We start from the raw sequence: 17,006 nt of genomic DNA on the forward strand, positions 1-17,006 counted from the left end.
TTCGTCGGCGACGGTAGGCGCGTCTGGATTCTCCGCGTGTTCTTTGGCTAGTTTTCGATACTTTTTCGCGCGTTGTCGTAACCGCTCCATATCGCAAGAAGGCGTCCAATTCCCCTGAACTCAGCGATAGAATCGCCAGACGGAATCGGCGATCAACAGAGCATCAAAACACGACCTACGCGGTCGATCTGCGCGACCTCGTGGGCTATGAACTCAACGAGGAGCGACCGACCGAGAGCTACAGGCCAGCCTCGACGGGTTCGCCTGAAGCCGGTACCCAACGTTTTTGCTGACGGGCCAACGAACCGGGGGCGCATGATAGACGACGAACCAGAACCCACTGACAACGAGGCGACCGAGGAATCGGACGACAACGAGGAACAGTCCTTCCGCGAACAGCGCGACGAGGGGGGAGAGGGCGACGAGCAGAGCCGCGAGGAGCGCATGGAGGAGATGATGGGCGGTGGTGGTCTCGGTGGCATGGGGGGCGGTGACGGCAACCCGCTCGCCCAGATGATGGGCGGTGGCGGTCCCGGCGGCGGCATGGGCGGTCCGGGCGGGATGGGTGGCGGTCCGGGCGCAGGTCCCAGCGGTTCTGGCGAGGAGGCCGGCAACGAGGAAATGGTCCGCGAGGTCCGCCAGCTCCGCGATGAGGTCCACGACATCCGCCGAACGCTCGAACGCATCGCCGACGCGCTCGAAGACTGAGAGCGACCGCTTTTCGACGATGGATGGTACGAGCACAGTGGAGTCGAACCGATAGATGACCGACTGGTGAGCCGTCGGTGCCGGCAGCGGCGTGGCGCTCGCGGCGGCCGTCGTCGGACTCACGGTACCCGTCCCGGAAGTGCTGTGGCCGCTGGCGGGCGGCGCGCTGCTCGCCGTCGGGTTCGGCTGTGGGCACGCTGCCGGCCGCCGGTCGGCCGGTGGCTGGCGCTCGCGGACGCACACCGGTGCGCTCGCGGGCTTTCTGGGGCGTCGTGCTGGCGAGCGTCCTCTGGGCAAGCATGAGCAACGTGCTCCCGCGCGCCGATTACAGCGTGTTCTGGCTGGTGAACCGCACCATCGCCGCCACCCCGATCGGCATCGAGCGGTTCCCGTGGCTGTACACCGGCAACACGCCGCTCTGGCCGCTGCTGGTGCTGTTCGTCTGTTTGTTCGCCATCGAGGGCTACGTCGCCGGTGGTCTCACGAGCAGAAACTCCGTCACGGCGCGCGCTCGGTAATCGTCGAGCGGGCTACTCGGCGAACTCGTTGCCGAGTTCGATTCCCTCGTCGTCGAGACAGTCACCGACGAGTTTCGCGGGGTTGCCGACGACGGTGCAGTTCGGCGGCACGGATTCGAGCACGACCGAGCCGGCCCCGACGCTCGCGCCCTCGCCAATGGTGATCGGGCCCAAGAGGGTGGCGTTCGCCCCGACCGTCGCGCCGTCCTCAAGTGTCGGGTGGCGCTTCTCGTCTTCGAGCGTGTCGCCGCCCAGCGTCACGCCCTGATATAACATTACGTCGTCGCCGATGGCCGTGGTCTCGCCGACGACGACGCCCGCACCGTGGTCGATGAAACAGCGCCGGCCGATATCGGCCCCGGGATGGATTTCGACGCCGGTCAGGAATCGGGTGAGATGCGAGAGGGTTCTGGCGAACAGTTCGAGACCACGGTTCCAGCAGGCGTGGCTGAGCCGGTGTGCCCAGAGGGCGTGGACGCCCGGATAGGCGAGCACGACTTCGAGCGCGCTCTTGGCGGCCGGGTCCTTCGCCAGCGCCGTTTCGATGTCCTCTCTGAGGCGCTCGACTATCGATGGCATGGGTGAGACACTCAGGGTTCGGCGACCATAAACGGCGCGTCCGAGGCCGATTCGACCGACGACGAACTGCGATTCGGTCACGGAACCTCACTCTTGGCGACCGCCGTCGGTCTCGATATCCCGCGGCGACTGCTCGAAGAGCCACTCGAACCACTGGAGCTTGAAATCGTGCTGTTCGCTCTCGTCGAGCGAACTGTTCTGGGTATGACCGTAGTTCAACAGCGCGACGAGGATCACCCCGCCGACGGTGTTGCCGATGGTGATGGGCAGGGTCACGCCGAACAACGCGGTGAGGAGACCGACACTGCCCTGAAAGACGAGGTAGAACACCTCACACGTCGCAATGATGCAGTGAAAGAGGCCGTTCGCCGGGACGAGCGCCATGATGAAGATCACGAGCAGGACGCGGGCGACGGACTCCCGGACGGCGTGGGTGAGCCAGACCATGCCCGCGACGAGCCACCCCGCGATGATGCCCTTGAAAAAGAGCCCGAACCACGAGGTCTCGACCGCGTGCGCGCCGATGTCGGTCGCGGCGCGGGCCGCACTCGCCCCGAAAATCGGTGTCTCAGCCAGCAAGAACGCGCCGAACACCGCCCCGAGGAGGTTCGCCGCGAGCACGATACCCCAGACGCGAAAGAGCAGCGGGACGCTGGCGATGCGGGTCAACACGAGCGTCACCGGGGTAAGCGTGTTCTCGGTGAACAGCTGGTAGCCGCCGATGACGATGAAGACGAAGCCAATGGGATAGAGCAGGTAGCTCAACGCCTCGCCCGCCGCGCCGGGAATCGTGGCCACCACCGTCGCGCGCGTGAGAAACGACAGGGTAATCGACAAGCCCGCGGCGAGTCCACTCAAGAACAGCTGGCGGTCGCTACAGCTGAACTCGTAGGAGGCTGTTGCGACGACGCGCTCGAAAACCTCGTCGCCCGAAAAACGGTCACGAATCGCCTCGCCCGCCGCTGGCGCGCCGCTGCGCGAGCGGTCGAGGAACTCCCGGATGCGACGCCGACGGGCGCGCTCGTCCCGGTCTGTATCCGACCCCCCGATGGCCGGCGACTCGGAACTCATCAGGCCGATTTCCGGGAGCGCGTCGCGGCTCTCTGTCCGTGCATCTCTATCGACGGCTGTGCGGCTCGAAAGGTAAATCAATCGGTGACAACAGTCTCCCGGAGTGGGTCGTTCGCAGTCGGCCCGTCGCGGGGCGGAACAGTAAAGAAACGTCCACCGGATGAACAACTATGGACTTCAGTCTCTCGGCCGAGCAAAAACAGATCAAGGAGATGGTCGCGGAGTTCACCGACGAGGAGATCAAACCCCGCGCCGCCGACATCGACCACGACGACGAATTCCCGCACGACCTCGTGCGCGAGATGGGCGACCTCGGATTGATGGGGATGCCCTTCCCCGAGGAGTACGGGGGCGCGGGACTCGATTATCACTCCTACGCCATCGGACTCGAACATATCGCGCGCGGCTCCGGTGGACTCGGAACCATCGTCGCCGCCCACATCAGCCTCGCGGGCAACATGCTCTACGAGTTCGGGAGCCACGAGCAAAAGGAGGAGTACCTGACGCCGCTCGCCGAGGGAACGGACGTCGGCGCGTTCGCACTTTCCGAGGCCGGCGCGGGTAGCGACGTGCCCGCGATGGAAACCACCGCCGAAAAAGACGGTGACGAGTACGTCATCGACGGCGGCAAGCTCTGGATCTCCAACGGTTCGGTGGCTGATACAGTAACCCTGTTCGCCAAAACCGATCCCGATGCCGGCAACAAAGGGATTTCCTCCTTTATCGTCCGGCCCGACGAGGACGACGGCTTCCACGTCGAGGGTACCGAGGACAAACTCGGCGACAAAGGCTGTCCGACCGCCGAACTTCGGTTTTCGGAGATGCGCATCCCCGAGGAGCGACGGCTCGGCGAGGAAGGGCGCGGGTTCGTCCACGCGCTCAAAACCCTGAACGGTGGACGCATCACCATCGCCGCCCGTGGAGTGGGTATCGCACAGGCAGCCCTCGACGAGGCGCTGCGCTACTCCCAGGACCGCGAGCAGTTCGACCAGCCCATTGCCGACTTCCAGACCATCCAGCACAAACTCGCCGACATGGACACCAAACTGCAGGCGGCGCGCCTGCTGATGCACCAAGCTGCCGATTTGAAGATTCGTGGTGAGGAGTTCAGAAAGGAGTCCGCACAGGCGAAACTCTACGCCAGCGAGATCTCCCGAGAAGTCGCCAACGAGGGCATCCAGATTCACGGCGGCTACGGCTACACGAAGGATTTCCCCGCAGAGCGTTTCTATCGGGACGCCAAACTCAACGAGATCTACGAGGGAACGAGCGAAGTCCTGCGCAACACCATCGCGCAGAACTTGCTGGATTAGCGTTTCTGTCTCAGACAACTCCTCTGACCAGTAGCACAGTTCCGACGCCAACGCCGAGTGACAGCAACAGACTCCCCGTTTTGTGCGCGACGGCGACGGTTGCGCCGGCGGCGACCCACTCGGGGACGCCGCCATCCGCGAGCGCGGGCGCGACGAACGCGACGACGACCGCACCCGGCAACACGTCCAAGCCGGCCTCGGCGCGCGCCGAGAGGTCGACGCGGCCGACCAGCCAGAGACCGCCGGCCTTGGTGGCGTAGGTGACGAGCGCCATCCCGAGGATGACCGCGACGACGCCGGGGTCGAGCGCGAGCACGTCACTCATACTCCACCATCCGCACGCCGGCTCCCGCGAGCGCGCCGACGATGACGTACCACTCGCCGGGGAGGGCGAGGTTGGCGACGAGCGCGACGCCGGCGGCCGCGAGCCACGGTCGAATCGACGCACGGCCCTCCCAGAGACCGACCGCGAGCGTGAGGAACAGGGCCGTGAGCACGAAATCCAGTCCGTACTGTTCGGGTGCGCCGAGCAGGTCGCCGGCGGTCACGCCGAGAACAGTCGAAAGGACCCATAGCAGCCAGAGCACGAGTCCGCTGCCGAGCAGGAACGCGCCCTGTTTGCTGCCCGAGCGGAGATTTGCGATGGTGAGCGCCCAGTTCTCGTCAGCGGTGAAGAAGACGCTTCCATACGCTGCCCGCGGCGAGAGGTGGCGAAACCACGGCCGGAGCGCCGCGCCCATCAGCAGATAGCGGAGGTTGACGATCCCGACCGTGGCGATGACGGTCGCTGCCGGGATCGAATCGGCCCAGAGTTCGACCCCGATGAGCTGGGCAGCCCCCGCGAGCACGGTCGCGCTCATCAGCGCGGCCTCAGCGACGCTCAGCCCGGCCCGACCCGCGATGACGCCGAAGACGACGCCGTAGCCCGCGACGCCGACCGCGACCGGAAATCCAGTAATAAACCCCTCACGGACGCCCGCGAGCGTGAACGTTACCGCCTCGCCGTCGGGGTCGGGGTCTGCCTCCGTCGGCGGCTCGACCGCCGACTCCGCTTCAGCCACTGCTCTCACTCCGACTTGCGCACATCACCGACACCGACGGCACTCGCGTGCATAATGGTTCTGAGATACTTGTGGGCGCTCGGGTTAGAAGCCGTGAACGCGACCCGGCGTGTTTTTGCGCTGGCTCGCTCAATCTTCGGCCATGACCGACGACAGCGCCGAGGCGAACGGCGTTACGGCTCGTTACACCGAGACCGACACCGAGCGCGTGCTCGCGTTCGGGGCGGATGGGAGCACTGCTGCCATCGCACAGAACCGGGACGGGTACGCGATGCTCAAAGTCAGGCCCACAGTCGAGGGCGACGAACTCGAACGATATTATGGATTCGAGATGGCGCTCGACCACGCCGCCGAACTGTTGGGGACTTCCCCGCACGACCTCCCCGTCCCCGAATCGGCCGCCGATATGGGGATGTGACTCACAGCGCGGTGAAGAGCAGATACGGAATCGCGAAGAGGACGACGGTCATCGCCACCAGAATCACGCCGTAGCCGGCGACCGTACCGGCGATCGTCAGCCACGCGGGGTGGTCGTACTCGGAAAGTGCGCTCATGGTCGAACCAGTCCGGGCGGGGACTTAAACCTGCTCAGGCGGTGATGTCGCCGATGCGTTTCGGCTCTCCCGAGAGGTTCGGGTTTGGCTCGACGATCTGGAGGACCTCGTGGTCGGTGACGTCGGGATACGATTTGTCGGTGGCCTCCTCGATGAGCGCACGTTCGAGGCGGAACTCCGTGCCCTCGTAGACGACGTCGACGCCCTGCTCGTCGAAGGATAGTGCGGTCATACCCCGAATCCGGCCGACACGGATAAAAGCCGCTCGCGTTCGCCGCGGGAGGCGGGATTTATTAGCGACGGCCCCGGACCGACGATGTGTCGTTTCGCTCGGACCCGCTCGCCGAACTCGTCGTTCCAGACGGGACGACGGTCGAAGAGCACGCCATCGTGACCGATTCGGATGTGATAATCGGCACACAGAGCACGATCGCGCTCGGCGTGCGCGGGCGGAACGTCGTCGCCGGTGAGCAGGTGACCTTCGAGGGCGATATCGAGGCCAACTCCGATTGCCGGCTCGATATGTGGTGTACGGTCGACGGCAACGTCCTCGTCGGCGAGAACGCCTACATCGGCGAGCGCGTCGAGATCGACGGCCAACTCGTCGTTGCTGGCGACCTCGACATCGGCGACGACGTCGAGATTTCGGAGGGGTTCGACGCCAACGGCTGGATCGTCATCCGTAACCCCGTGCCGACGCTGATGTTTCTCTTTACGTATCTCACCCACCTCCTCCACCTGGGCGAGGAGGAGATGGCCGAGGACGTGCTCTCGGAGGTGTTCGAGGGCCACGACGACCAGCCAGTGGTGATTCCGAAAAACGCCACCGTCGGCGATGACGCGTGGCGCGTCTCGACGCCCGCTCGCGTCGGCGAGGGCTGTCGGCTCCACGGCAACCTCCGTGCCGAGTCCATCGCCGTGGGCGAAGACAGCGAACTGTTCGGCAGCCTCCGGGCGCGCGAGTCCATCACCGTCGAGCGGGGTACAACCATCCACGGCGACGTGACGACCCGCGGCGGGTCGGTCGAGATCGCCGCGGAGGCCCACGTCCGCGGTGACATCGCGTGCGAGCAGCTTCGCCTCCACGAGGGTGCGGTCGTCGAGGGAGCGATGCGGGCCCGCGGCGAGATGACCATCGTCCAGGAGCGCGGTCGCCCGTCCGAGCGCTCGGGAGAGAGCGACCGCGACGTCAGTAAACCGACCGGCGAGCCGGTCGACGGTGCGAACGGCGACGAGCCGGCGCAACCGGCCGGCGAGCGGGCGGAATCGGACGAATCGAAAGGCAGTTTCACCTCGCTCGAGTAAGTGAAGTATGCTCTCGCTCGCGCTCGCCGGCAAGCCGAACGCCGGCAAATCTACCTTTTTCGCCGCCGCGACGATGACCGACGTCGACGTCGCGGGCTATCCGTTCACGACGATCGACCCGAATCGTGGAGTGTCCCACGTGCGCACCGACTGTCCCTGTCTCGCGCGCGACGAGCGCTGTGGCGACGAAAACTGTCACGACGGCAAACGATACGTCCCGATCGAACTGCTCGACGTCGCGGGGCTGGTGCCGGGCGCACACGAAGGGCGCGGACTGGGCAATCAGTTCCTCGACGAACTCACGAGCGCCGACGTCATCCTGAACGTCGTCGATGCCTCCGGCGGAACCAATGCGGAGGGCGAACCCATCGAAATCGGTGCCCACGACCCCGCCGAGGACGTGGACTTCGTCACCGAGGAGATCGAGCGCTGGCTCGCGGGCATCGTCGCACGCAACTGGGAATCGATCGAGCGCCAGTCGCGCTCGCCGGGCTTCGACATCGACGAGTCGCTCGCCGAGATGCTCACGGGCGTCGGCGCGAGCGAGGCGGCGATCGCCGCGACGCTGCGCGAAATCGACTATCCCGCCGCCCCGCGCGAGTGGACCGACGACCACCGGCGCGCACTGGCTCGCGACATCCGCGCGCGCACCAAGCCGTTGGTGATCGTGGCGAACAAGGCTGACGTCGCGCCCGACGGCAACGTCGAGCACCTCGAAGAACTGGCCGAGACGATTCCGGCGAGCGCCGAGGGCGAGCGCGCGCTGCGCCGCGGCGTCGAGGGCGGGGCCATCGACTACGACCCTGGCGACGCCGATTTCGCCATTGCTGGTGACCTCACGGACGCACAGCGCGCACGGCTCGACGAACTGCGGGAACTCATGGTGACTTACGGGGGGACGGGCGTTCAGCGCGCGCTCGATACCGCCGTCTACGACCTGCTCGACCACATTACTGTCTACCCCGTCCAGAACGAGACGAAGTGGACCGACGGACAGGGCAACGTCCTGCCCGACGCCTTCTTGCTGCCGAGCGGCTCGACGCCGCTCGATCTGGCCTACGCCGTCCACTCGGACATCGGCGAGGGGTACCTGCACGCCGTGGACGCACGCTCGAACCGGCGCATCGGCGACGACCACGAGTTAGAAGAGGGTGACGTGGTGAAGATCGTGAGTACGGCGAACTGAGGCGTCTCGGACGGCTGGCAAGGTCGATGGTGAGTTTCAGTTCATCACTTCGGCGGTATCGATGCCGATGACGATGCCCGCCTCGATGTCTTTCCGAGGTTCGTCGGCCGCCGCGAGCAACCGCTCGGCCTGCTCGGTGTGTGCCCGCTGTACGGCCCGTGCGAGTCGATTCTCGAAGTCGTGTTCGTCACGAAGCCGTTCCCACGCCGCCGTATCGACGAGATACGCACGGACGCCATCGACGCTGACGTACTCGTATTCCTCGTACGTCGAGTGCTCGCCGATCAGCGCGGCGTCGAGCACCACGAGCGCGTCCACGAGGTCCTCGCGCGGCACGGTCTCGCCGGTCGCAACGTCGTCGATGACGTCGGTCTCGATGGGTGTTTCCGCCGCTTCGTCGGTGCCGCCGTCAGTCGCCAGTCGTTCAGTATGGGTCGTTGAGTCGTGCTGGTCGTCGATCATGCACGGGTGGTTCGTGTGGCGGGCGTTTCGGCGTTGTGGTCTTCACAAGAGGTGGCTAGCCGTCCGCCGAATCACGATAGTGGGTGAAAGAGCACGGCCAGAAAGAGCAGTCCGAGGAACACGTAGGAGCCGCGCATGAGCAACTTGGTCGCACGCCGGGGCTCGAACCGTCGGGTGACGAGCGCGACAGCCCCGAAGGCGACGGCGGCCAGCGCGGTGCTCGGCGGGAACAGTCCGAGAAATGCGCCGGCGAGCGTCCCGACGAGCGCCAGCGCGATGAGCAGGTGGGCGCTCCGGCGGGCACGTTCCTGTCCAAGCGCCACCGCGACGGTGCGCTTGCGAATCGAGCGGTCGTAGTCGTAGTCCTTCGCGTCGTCGATGACCTTGATGCCCGAGAGGAGAACGAGAAACACGGCTGCGAAGGCGAGCGCCGGGGCGGACATGGCGGTGGTCTGGGCGTAGTAGCCGCCGAGGATGGCGAGGGCGATGCCCAGCGGATAGCCGAGCGTCGCACCGATGGGATGCATGTCGAGTTGCGGTGCATGAAAGTAGGCGACCAGCCACGTCGGGAGTGTGACGAGTGCCGCGCCCGACCCGACGGCGAGCCAGAGCCAGCCAGTACAGAGCACGAAACCCACAGTAGAGAGAATCAGACCGAGCCGACAGCCAGCCATCGTGAGCGGGTGGTCGTCGTCCTCGCTGCGAACGTAGAAATCCACGTAGCCGTCCTTGACGTGCGCAGTGTAGACCGCGAAGAACATCGCCAGCATGTGGACGAACGCCACTCGCGGCACGAGCGCCGGCGCGAGCACCGCGCCGAACCACGAGGCCGCCAGCGGCGGGAGCATGAACACCGGATGCACCTGCGAGGCGAGCGCGGCGAGGTCGCCCCGAACCCCCTGCTCGTGACGTGCGATGGCCATGCCCCTCGGTAGAAGCGTCACTCACATAGGTGTGTGGTCGCTGCGTGGTTGCCAATCCGATCTCTCGATTTCGGTTCGTTTCGCCGTATCTTCCATTCACAGCCGCGCCGAGCGGTGTCCGCGATACCGGAAAGACGATTACCGGACCGCGCTCGCGGCGTCGTCCATGATCTCGATAGCGTCTTTCAACTCCTCGATGCCAGTCGCATACGAGATGCGCGCGTAGCCCGCGCCGCCCTCGCCGAAAGCCTCGCCGGGGACGACGACCACGCCGCGGTCGAGACACTCGTCGACCCACCCATCTGGAACGTCGGGCATCGCGTAGAAGGCTCCTTCTGGAGTCGGGGTGTCGAGACTCGCGTCGGCGAGCCCGTCGAGCAGGACGTCACGGCGCTGCTCGAAGGCCTCGACCATCTCCCGTACTGGGTCCTGTGGGCCGGAGAGGGCGGCCGCGGCGGCGTACTGGGCGGGCGCGCTCGTGCAGGCCTGCACGTACTGATGGATTCTGAGCATGCGGTCGGTACGGCGTTCCGAGGCTGTGACCCAGCCGAGCCGCCAGCCGGTCATCGAGTAGGCCTTCGAGCAGGCGTTGACGACCACGACGTTGTCCGTCTCTGCGAATTTCATGGGCGAATGGTGCTCGCCGTCGAAGACGATGTGCTCGTAGACCTCGTCCGAGATGCAGAGCACGTCGTGTTCGTCGGCGATACGGGCGAACTCTTCCATGTCCTCCTTGCTCTGGACGGCTCCAGTGGGATTGGCGGGGCTGTTGACCACGAATGCAGCGGTGTCGTCGGTGATGGCTTCCTCGACCGCCGCGGGACTCATCGTGAGGTCCTCGCGGAGTTCGATCGGTTTGGGTTCGCCGCCCGCGAGGTGAGTCAGTGCGGCGTAGGAGACGAAGCCGGGGTCGGGGATGACGACCTCCTCGTCCCTTCCCACGTGAGCCTCGATGGCGAGGTGGAGCGCCTCGCTGCCGCCGGCGGTGGCGATGACCTCGTCCGGGCCGACCGCGAGGTCGTTGTCGCGGGCGTGTTTGTCGCCGATTGCCTCTCGGAGGTCGGGGATACCGGCGTTCGAGGTGTAGCCGTCGGTCTCGCCGCTCTCGATGGCATCGATGGCGGCCTGCCGGGCGTGGTCTGGCGTCGGGAAGTCGGGCTGGCCGAGGCCGAGGTTGATGGCGTCGCCGCCGGCCGCCTCGAACACTTCACGGATACCGCTGATGGCGACCGATTCGACACGGTTCGAGAAGTTCGTCATATCCCTACCGGCGGCCCGGGATGCGATAACTGTTCATGTTCTGGCTACGAGTCGGTCTCCTCGCGCAGCGTGTCGACGTGCGATTCGAGCGTCGCCAGCGCCGCGTCGGGGTCCGTGTAACCGTTCTCGTAATCCTTGAAGACCGCGTCCGCCCGGGTGAGAAACGCCTCGACGGCGGTTTCGGTGTCTGTCATGTCGACACCAACGCCCGCTGACGGTTATACTCGGTGGCTCGCCGTGCGCCCGCCAGCCCCGGTGGCGGCTGCAGTGCGGTCGCGGCGGTAGCGGTGCTGTGGCGGTGCGGTCGGCGGTTCCTGGCGGATGAAGGGCGAGCGCGACCGGATGGAGCGCGAGGGCTTCGGTGGAGGCGGTACTGTGCGGGTTCGGGGTGCGGTCGCGTCCGCGCGAACGGGGTGAGCGCGGTTCACCGTGAACGAGGCCGAAGGCCGAGTGAACGGAGGTTTTTGATGAACCTTTTTGCAAGGGGGTGAGCGAGCGCAGCGAGTGAGGCCCCGCAGTAAAAAGGTTCAGGTGAAGCTACCGAGCCCGGTCTGGGTCTGGCCGGATTTGACCTCATTCCACGAGATGTCGAGCGCTTCGAGCACGCGCGCGATGGGACCTTTGAGCGTCTTGTCGAGCATCTTCGGCCAGTCGACGGCGAACTCGTCGGGAATCTGGTCGGCGTACTCGAAGCAGATGACGCCCTTGCCGTCGCTCACGTCGCGCTTGAACGCCCGGTAGAGGTCGTCTTCGGAGATGTCCGGCCGTTCGGACTCGATGCGCTGGAAGAAGCGGTCGTCCACGCGGTCGAGATAGAGGCGTTTTGGCTTACTCCCGCGCTGGAAGTTCGTTCCCAGCAGGAGATTTGCGTACTTCGCGCCGCGGACCTGTGCGGTGTCGGTGTCGTAGTTGCCGAGGCGCTTGCCGATGCCGCCGGGTACACCGACCTGTTCGATGTCCACCTCGCCGTCCTCGAACTGTTCGATGACGCCACGGACGTAGCTCTTGACCTCGTCCAGGTCCACACCGTGGACGATGCGGTCGATCACCTCGTGCTGGACGCGCTTGGTGATGGACGCGATATCAGAGCGCTTGTACTCGAAGCCCGTGATATCGACGTCGTCGACGTCTTTTCCCTCCTTCCAGACGATGTGACCCGCGTAGCGTTTCTTCTTGCCCGCTTGGAAGAATCGGCGGTAGAGCTTCTCGAATTCGATCTCGAAGCGGTGTTCGTCGGCTCCCAACTGCTCGCTGGCGAAGGCGTCGTAGGAGTCGTTGATGTGTGATTCGATGGTGCCGGCCTGTTCGATGGCCGACTGTTTGGTGACGTCGCCGCCGAGTTCGAGCATGATGCTGTCGGTGTCACCGTACGCGACCTGATAGTCGAGTTCGTTCGCGGCGCGCTCGGTGTGCTCGATGACCTCCCGACCGGTCGCGGTCACGGCCGCGCCCATCTCGCGGTCGTAGAGCCGGAAGCGCTCCCAGCCGAGCACCCCGTACAGCGAGTTCATGATGACCTTGACGGCGGCCTGCTGGCGGTCGAAACGCTCGTAGGCCCCGCTGCCCGGACTGTGGTCGGCCCGCCGGGCCTTCTTCTCGTCGCGTTCGGCGAGCAGTTCGTCGACCATCTCCCGGATGATGCCATCGGGATTTTTCCGGAAGTGCGTGCCGTTCGGTGCGTGATACGTTTCGCTGTCGTAGCGCTCGGGGTCGACTTTCGTCTCCGGACTCGCATTGGTGGTCACCATGCACATCGGGTACAGACTCTTGAGGTCGAGCACCGCCACCATCTCGCGCACCCCCGTAATGGGGTCGAACACCGCCCCGCCCTCGTAGTCCTCGGCCTCCTGCTGGCCCTTCGACGGGAGCGCGAACTTTCCATGCGCCTCGTGGAGGACGTACATGTCGACCGTGTCGCCCGGCGTCGTGGCGTCTTCGAGTTTGCACCCCACGAACGAAGCGACCTCCTGCCAGAACGGAATCACGTCCTGCTGGCGGTCGATCTCGACACAGAGCTCCACGTCTCTGAGATTGTATTCGAGCAGCCGTTCGGGGTTTTCCTCCCAGAGGTCGCCGATCGACCCCGCATACCGCTCCTTGCCGACACCGAGTTCGACCTCGCCGACGGCGTCGAGCCGATACGAATCGAGTTCCGAGAACTGCGTGCGCTGGTAGGCGTACAGCAGGTCGAACACCACGCGGCCCTTGATGTTTGGACCCTGCCAGTCCGAGCGCCAGACCTCGTTCACCCGTGAGAGGCGGTCGGGATCGAGGTCGAAACCCTCGCAGTCCGCGCCGCCGAGTTCCTCTAATCTGTCGATGAGGTAGGGTGCGTCGAAGTCGGCGAAGTTCCACCCGGTGAGCACGTCGGGGTCGGTCGTCTCGATGTAGTCGAGGAACCCGTCGAGCATCGCCTCCTCGCTCTCGTAGCGGTTGACGGTGGCGTCGATCTCCGTCTCGATGCCCTCGTATCCGTCGAGTTCGTCCGGACCGATGCCCTCGCTCACCTCGTAGAGCCAGACGGCGTACTCGTCGGTGCGCGAGTCGTGACTCGACAGACAGATGATCGTCTCCTCGCCGTCCTCGGGGAAGCCAGAGCGGTCGTCGACCTCGATGTCGAAGGTACAGACCCGTGCGTCGGACTCCATCCCGACTGGCTCGACCTCCTCGTGGGGCACGACGAGCGCGTCGTCGCTCGCGCGGCGTTTCGGCACGCGGACGCCGCTACCGATGTCCTTGTCGATGAGAAAGCGGTTCGGAAAGAGGATGTCCGCCTCGTAGTGGTCGAAGCGCTCCCGGATCTGGCCGACGTCCCGCGGGGTCTGGCCGAAAATCTTGGTGAGTTCCTCGCCTCGAATGCTCTCGTAGGCGTCGCCGTTTTCGTTCACCTCTTCCGAGCCAGTGATGCGCTCGTGGTCGAATTCACCCGTGAGATTCGCGGTCGGCGCGTAGAAGTAAGGTCGAAAGCCGTGGACGCGAACGTGTTCGACGTCGCCTCCCTCGGTGCGCCCGAAGACGTGGATGATCGGTGTTTCGTCTTTTCCCGTGCCCTCGACGGTATAATCGACCTGTGTGACGGCCATCTCAACGGTGCCGTCGGCGTCGGGGTAGCGCCGCGCGCTCGGGTCGACGAGTTCGGCCTCGCCGCCCCCGTCGCCGGCGACCGTCCGCGCCGCCGCTGCCGCCCCGTCCGCGTCCTCCGCACTCCCGCCGGCGCGGCCCGCAAGCGTCGCCTGCTCGGTGGACTCCGTCCCGGTCATGACCCTCCTTCACCGCCGCCGGTAAAAACACCGGCGGTCCGGCGCACGGCGAACCGAAACACGGTTGTTCGGCGCACGACATTGGAACGATGCCGTGCTCGATGACCTCCCGGACGGCTCGACCGACCAGTACGAACCCGACGAGCCGGACCCCGAAGCCGAGTACACGCCCGACATCCCGTCGGTCTCGATACCCGACACCTCGGATGCCGACGTGCCGCCCGAACTGGCACGGGTCTTCTGGAATGTCGTCCTCGCGGCCAATATCGGCCTGTTCGCGGTGGCGCTCGGTCTCATGGTCGGCGTCTTTCAGGGCCAGTGGCGACTCGGCGGCGGTGCAATCGCGCTCGGGGCCGTGGCGCTACTGCTGGGGTACCGGCGCTACCGGCGCTATCAGAACCGCTAACCGCGTGGGCAGCGTAGGGGAGGTATGCAGACCGTCCGTGACGAGAGCGGCGAGCGCTATCTCCTCGTGAACCATTCGGAAGCGTCGAGTCGCGTGCGTGACCCCACGACCGGCGAGGAGCACACCGTCGCCACCGACTCACTCGAAGCCACGGATGAGTCGGCGCTCGATACGGCCGCGCGCGGGATTTCGGAGCCGGTGCGGCGACTGGTGAGTGCCGTCCCCGATGAGCAGGCGCTCGGATTGCTCCGTGAGATCGATGCGCGCGGGTCGGTCGCGGTTCGTGACCTCCTCGCGTACGACCTCTGTGAGAGCGACCTGCACGGTCTCTGCGGGGAGTTCCGGGCGGCAGGACTGCTCGAACCGTGCGAGGTGGCCGGCGAACGCGGCTATCGAGTGACGCCCGACGCGAGCGCGGCGCTCGCGCGACTGCGCGACGACTGAATCGATTATCCGCGCGCCGCTTTTCGTCCGTTCAGTCCGAACAGCGCCATCGAGAGACCGGAACTCAGGAGGTTGATGCCGAAGAGGAGACCGACCGCCCACGCGGCGGTGCTCGGAAAGCCGACGAAGAGCAACATGCCGACGGCGAGCCCGAGCAGACCACTCACGACGACCCACGGCCAGTTCGAGCGCGGGCGCAGCCCGATACCCATGACGATTTCGAGGAGGCCGTTCAGCACGAACGTGACTGCCAGCACGAGCGTGAGCGTCGCCAGCCCGAACACCGGATTCACCAGCAGCGCGATACCGCCGACGATGTACAGCAGCGCCAACAGCGCCTGTGCGAGCGCGCCCGTCCAGCCGCGTGCCGAGAGGACGTGAATCCCGTGTGTGATGCCGCCGACGACGAGCAGCGCCCCGAGAAACGCCGAGAGCGCGAGACCCGTCACCAGCGGGAAGACGACGGCGAGAACCCCGAGCAGCGAGACGACCACGCCGACGCCGACGAGGTAGCGCCACGAGTTCGCGAGCGGTGTCGTCTCTCCTGTATCGGTCGTGATCGACATTTGTACACCCATAGATGTCACGCAACCATACATAAAGGCTTGGGCCGGCCGGTCAGTTTAGTAGTGCCCGCGAGATGGTCCAGTATGAAACTCGATCGGGGTGTGCTCGTCGCGGCCATCGTGGTTTTCGGGGCGCTCTCGTTGCTGGTGGCCCTCCCGCTCGCCCAGTACGTCCTGCTCGCACTGTTGCTCGGCTACGTGCTCCACCCGGTTCAAAAGCGCCTCGCCCCGCGGGTCGGACCACGGATTTCGGCGGGTGCGCTCATCACCGCGACGGCGCTCGTGATACTGATCCCGCTCGGCGCGGTGATAACCGTCGCCACACAACAGGCGCTTGAGGTGTATCGGGCCACCCGTGCCGGCCGTCTCGGCATCGAGACCGTCGAACGCTTCCTCCGCGAGCAACTCGGCGTCGCGATCGACGTCAGTCGGGTGGTGAGTGGGGTCAACCCGAACGAACTGGTCGGCGTGGTCGAACGCGGCGGCGGAACGGCGCTGTTCGGGAGTCTGATGAACGTCTTCGGCGGGCTCTCGAACGCCGTGCTCGGTCTCACAGTATTGGTCTTTCTCACCTACTACCTCCTCACCGACGGTACGGCCTCGCTACGCTGGCTGCGCGGCGTCACCCCGCTGTCCGCGGACGTCTGGGAGGAGTTGGTCGAACGCGTCGACCAGCTCGTGTGGGCCGTGATCGTGGGGAACGTCGCGGTAGCGGTCGTACAGGGCGTGCTCACCGGCATCGGATTGGTCCTGATCGGCTTCCCGAGCGCCGTCTTCTGGACGGTCGTCACGGTGGTACTCGGACTGTTGCCGCTCATCGGCGCGTCCATCGTCTGGGTGCCGGCGGCGGCCTATCTGTTGCTCGTCGGTCGCCCCGTCGCCGCCGTATTGTTGTTCGCCTACGGGGCTTCCATCGTGAGCCTCTCGGACAACTACCTTCGGCCGGTCATCGGCGGGCGCGAGGCGGGTCTCAATCCCGGCCTGTTCGTCCTCGGCATCTCCGGCGGGCTGTTCGTCTTCGGCTTTCTGGGTGTCTTCTTCGGCCCGGTCGTGCTGGGCACGCTCAAGGTGTTCGTCGAACTGTTCGCCCGCGAGCGCCCGCCGGCCCACGATGCGAGCGACGATCGACCCGCTTCGGCCGTCGACACGTCGGCTGGCGAGCGAGCGCGTCGCGCCAGTTGACTGCCATCGGGTGAGAATCCCGGTACCGCGGACATCGGTCGCAACCAATACATGAACAGTCATGGCCCACCTCTTTGTCGGATACCGCTCTGGTCCGAAGCGGGAGCACGGTGTGGGGAGGGGACGGATAGTTCATGGGTCCCTCCACGCCGCGTGTCCTCTGGCATCACCACGCGCTCCGTGCTCCCGACAGCCGCCACGCTGGGGT

At 65.7% G+C, this 17,006-nt stretch carries 21 protein-coding genes; 9 read left to right on the forward strand and 12 right to left on the reverse strand.

Features of this window, described 5'->3' with window-relative positions; all coding sequences use genetic code 11:
- The first annotated feature begins 315 nt into the window (after positions 1-315).
- Together ACP97_RS04345 and ACP97_RS04350 are read left to right on the forward strand one after the other, a co-directional pair.
- Positions 316-708, forward strand: coding sequence for a hypothetical protein (locus ACP97_RS04345; protein ID WP_049996622.1), 393 nt, complete (start codon positions 316-318; stop codon positions 706-708).
- Between the two features lie 77 nt (positions 709-785).
- Entirely contained in the window at positions 786-1,226 is a 441-nt protein-coding gene (locus ACP97_RS04350) for a hypothetical protein (protein ID WP_237561092.1), read from the forward strand.
- A gap of 12 nt (positions 1,227-1,238) precedes the next feature.
- Here the strand turns inward: ACP97_RS04350 and cysE are convergent, their stop codons facing one another.
- Together cysE and ACP97_RS04360 are read right to left on the reverse strand one after the other, a co-directional pair.
- On the reverse strand, positions 1,239-1,805 hold the full coding sequence (gene cysE / locus ACP97_RS04355; protein WP_049996964.1) for a serine O-acetyltransferase: 567 nt from the start codon (positions 1,803-1,805) through the stop codon (positions 1,239-1,241).
- Positions 1,806-1,892: 87 nt separating this feature from the next.
- Complete coding sequence (locus ACP97_RS04360; protein ID WP_154019948.1) at positions 1,893-2,876, reverse strand: formate/nitrite transporter family protein; 984 nt, start codon at positions 2,874-2,876, stop codon at positions 1,893-1,895.
- A gap of 170 nt (positions 2,877-3,046) precedes the next feature.
- On the opposite strand from ACP97_RS04360, the gene ACP97_RS04365 reads away from it, so the two are divergent.
- Positions 3,047-4,189: an acyl-CoA dehydrogenase gene (locus ACP97_RS04365; protein ID WP_049996624.1), complete on the forward strand. Its 1,143-nt coding sequence runs from the start codon at positions 3,047-3,049 to the stop codon at positions 4,187-4,189.
- A gap of 10 nt (positions 4,190-4,199) precedes the next feature.
- Here the strand turns inward: ACP97_RS04365 and ACP97_RS04370 are convergent, their stop codons facing one another.
- A complete protein-coding gene (locus ACP97_RS04370; protein WP_049996625.1) occupies positions 4,200-4,514 on the reverse strand; it encodes an AzlD family protein in 315 nt (104 codons plus the stop codon).
- On the reverse strand, positions 4,507-5,250 hold the full coding sequence (locus tag ACP97_RS04375) for an AzlC family ABC transporter permease (RefSeq protein WP_049996626.1): 744 nt from the start codon (positions 5,248-5,250) through the stop codon (positions 4,507-4,509). The genes ACP97_RS04370 and ACP97_RS04375 overlap by 8 nt, the downstream gene beginning before the upstream one ends.
- A 142-nt stretch (positions 5,251-5,392) precedes the next feature.
- Here ACP97_RS04375 and ACP97_RS04380 point away from each other — a divergent pair, with 142 nt between their 5' ends.
- Positions 5,393-5,668 carry a DUF7111 family protein gene (locus tag ACP97_RS04380; protein WP_049996627.1) on the forward strand — a complete coding sequence of 92 codons (276 nt, stop codon included), beginning with the start codon at positions 5,393-5,395 and terminating at the stop codon, positions 5,666-5,668.
- Position 5,669: 1 nt separating this feature from the next.
- Here ACP97_RS04380 and ACP97_RS20995 read toward each other — a convergent pair whose 3' ends face one another.
- Both ACP97_RS20995 and ACP97_RS04385 read right to left on the reverse strand, forming a co-directional pair.
- Positions 5,670-5,804: a hypothetical protein gene (locus ACP97_RS20995; protein WP_272913433.1), complete on the reverse strand. Its 135-nt coding sequence runs from the start codon at positions 5,802-5,804 to the stop codon at positions 5,670-5,672.
- A gap of 34 nt (positions 5,805-5,838) precedes the next feature.
- Entirely contained in the window at positions 5,839-6,036 is a 198-nt protein-coding gene (locus tag ACP97_RS04385) for a DUF5800 family protein (protein ID WP_049996628.1), read from the reverse strand.
- Positions 6,037-6,122: 86 nt separating this feature from the next.
- Here ACP97_RS04385 and ACP97_RS04390 point away from each other — a divergent pair, with 86 nt between their 5' ends.
- Positions 6,123-7,109: a polymer-forming cytoskeletal protein gene (locus ACP97_RS04390; protein ID WP_049996629.1), complete on the forward strand. Its 987-nt coding sequence runs from the start codon at positions 6,123-6,125 to the stop codon at positions 7,107-7,109.
- 7 nt (positions 7,110-7,116) lie between these two features.
- Positions 7,117-8,295 carry a redox-regulated ATPase YchF gene (locus tag ACP97_RS04395; protein ID WP_049996630.1) on the forward strand — a complete coding sequence of 393 codons (1,179 nt, stop codon included), beginning with the start codon at positions 7,117-7,119 and terminating at the stop codon, positions 8,293-8,295.
- Between the two features lie 36 nt (positions 8,296-8,331).
- Here ACP97_RS04395 and ACP97_RS04400 read toward each other — a convergent pair whose 3' ends face one another.
- The 5 genes from ACP97_RS04400 to ACP97_RS04415 all read right to left on the reverse strand — a co-directional run bounded on the left by ACP97_RS04400 (position 8,332) and on the right by ACP97_RS04415 (position 14,200).
- Positions 8,332-8,757, reverse strand: coding sequence for a hypothetical protein (locus ACP97_RS04400; RefSeq protein ID WP_049996631.1), 426 nt, complete (start codon positions 8,755-8,757; stop codon positions 8,332-8,334).
- A gap of 71 nt (positions 8,758-8,828) precedes the next feature.
- Positions 8,829-9,680, reverse strand: coding sequence for a UbiA family prenyltransferase (locus ACP97_RS04405; RefSeq protein WP_049996632.1), 852 nt, complete (start codon positions 9,678-9,680; stop codon positions 8,829-8,831).
- Positions 9,681-9,818: 138 nt separating this feature from the next.
- Positions 9,819-10,940 (reverse strand): pyridoxal phosphate-dependent aminotransferase, encoded by a 1,122-nt coding sequence (locus ACP97_RS04410; protein WP_049996633.1) that lies wholly within the window; start codon positions 10,938-10,940, stop codon positions 9,819-9,821.
- 44 nt (positions 10,941-10,984) lie between these two features.
- Positions 10,985-11,134 carry a hypothetical protein gene (locus tag ACP97_RS20320; RefSeq protein WP_202593558.1) on the reverse strand — a complete coding sequence of 50 codons (150 nt, stop codon included), beginning with the start codon at positions 11,132-11,134 and terminating at the stop codon, positions 10,985-10,987.
- Between the two features lie 333 nt (positions 11,135-11,467).
- Positions 11,468-14,200 (reverse strand): DNA-directed DNA polymerase, encoded by a 2,733-nt coding sequence (locus ACP97_RS04415; RefSeq protein WP_049996634.1) that lies wholly within the window; start codon positions 14,198-14,200, stop codon positions 11,468-11,470.
- 94 nt (positions 14,201-14,294) lie between these two features.
- On the opposite strand from ACP97_RS04415, the gene ACP97_RS04420 reads away from it, so the two are divergent.
- A complete protein-coding gene (locus ACP97_RS04420) occupies positions 14,295-14,606 on the forward strand; it encodes a DUF7322 domain-containing protein (protein WP_049996635.1) in 312 nt (103 codons plus the stop codon).
- Between the two features lie 24 nt (positions 14,607-14,630).
- Complete coding sequence (locus ACP97_RS04425) at positions 14,631-15,050, forward strand: DUF7346 family protein (RefSeq protein WP_049996636.1); 420 nt, start codon at positions 14,631-14,633, stop codon at positions 15,048-15,050.
- A gap of 5 nt (positions 15,051-15,055) precedes the next feature.
- Here ACP97_RS04425 and ACP97_RS04430 read toward each other — a convergent pair whose 3' ends face one another.
- Positions 15,056-15,616, reverse strand: a complete 561-nt coding sequence (locus ACP97_RS04430; RefSeq protein WP_049996637.1) for an HdeD family acid-resistance protein — start codon at positions 15,614-15,616, stop codon at positions 15,056-15,058.
- Between the two features lie 84 nt (positions 15,617-15,700).
- Between ACP97_RS04430 and ACP97_RS04435 the strand changes: the two genes are divergently transcribed.
- The gene (locus tag ACP97_RS04435; protein WP_049996638.1) at positions 15,701-16,798 is read left to right on the forward strand and encodes an AI-2E family transporter; all 1,098 of its coding nucleotides are present in this window, start codon (positions 15,701-15,703) and stop codon (positions 16,796-16,798) included.
- Positions 16,799-17,006 lie beyond the last annotated feature (208 nt).

Origin of the sequence: Halococcus sediminicola, assembly GCF_000755245.1 — an archaeon.
GTDB lineage: Archaea > Halobacteriota > Halobacteria > Halobacteriales > Halococcaceae > Halococcus > Halococcus sediminicola.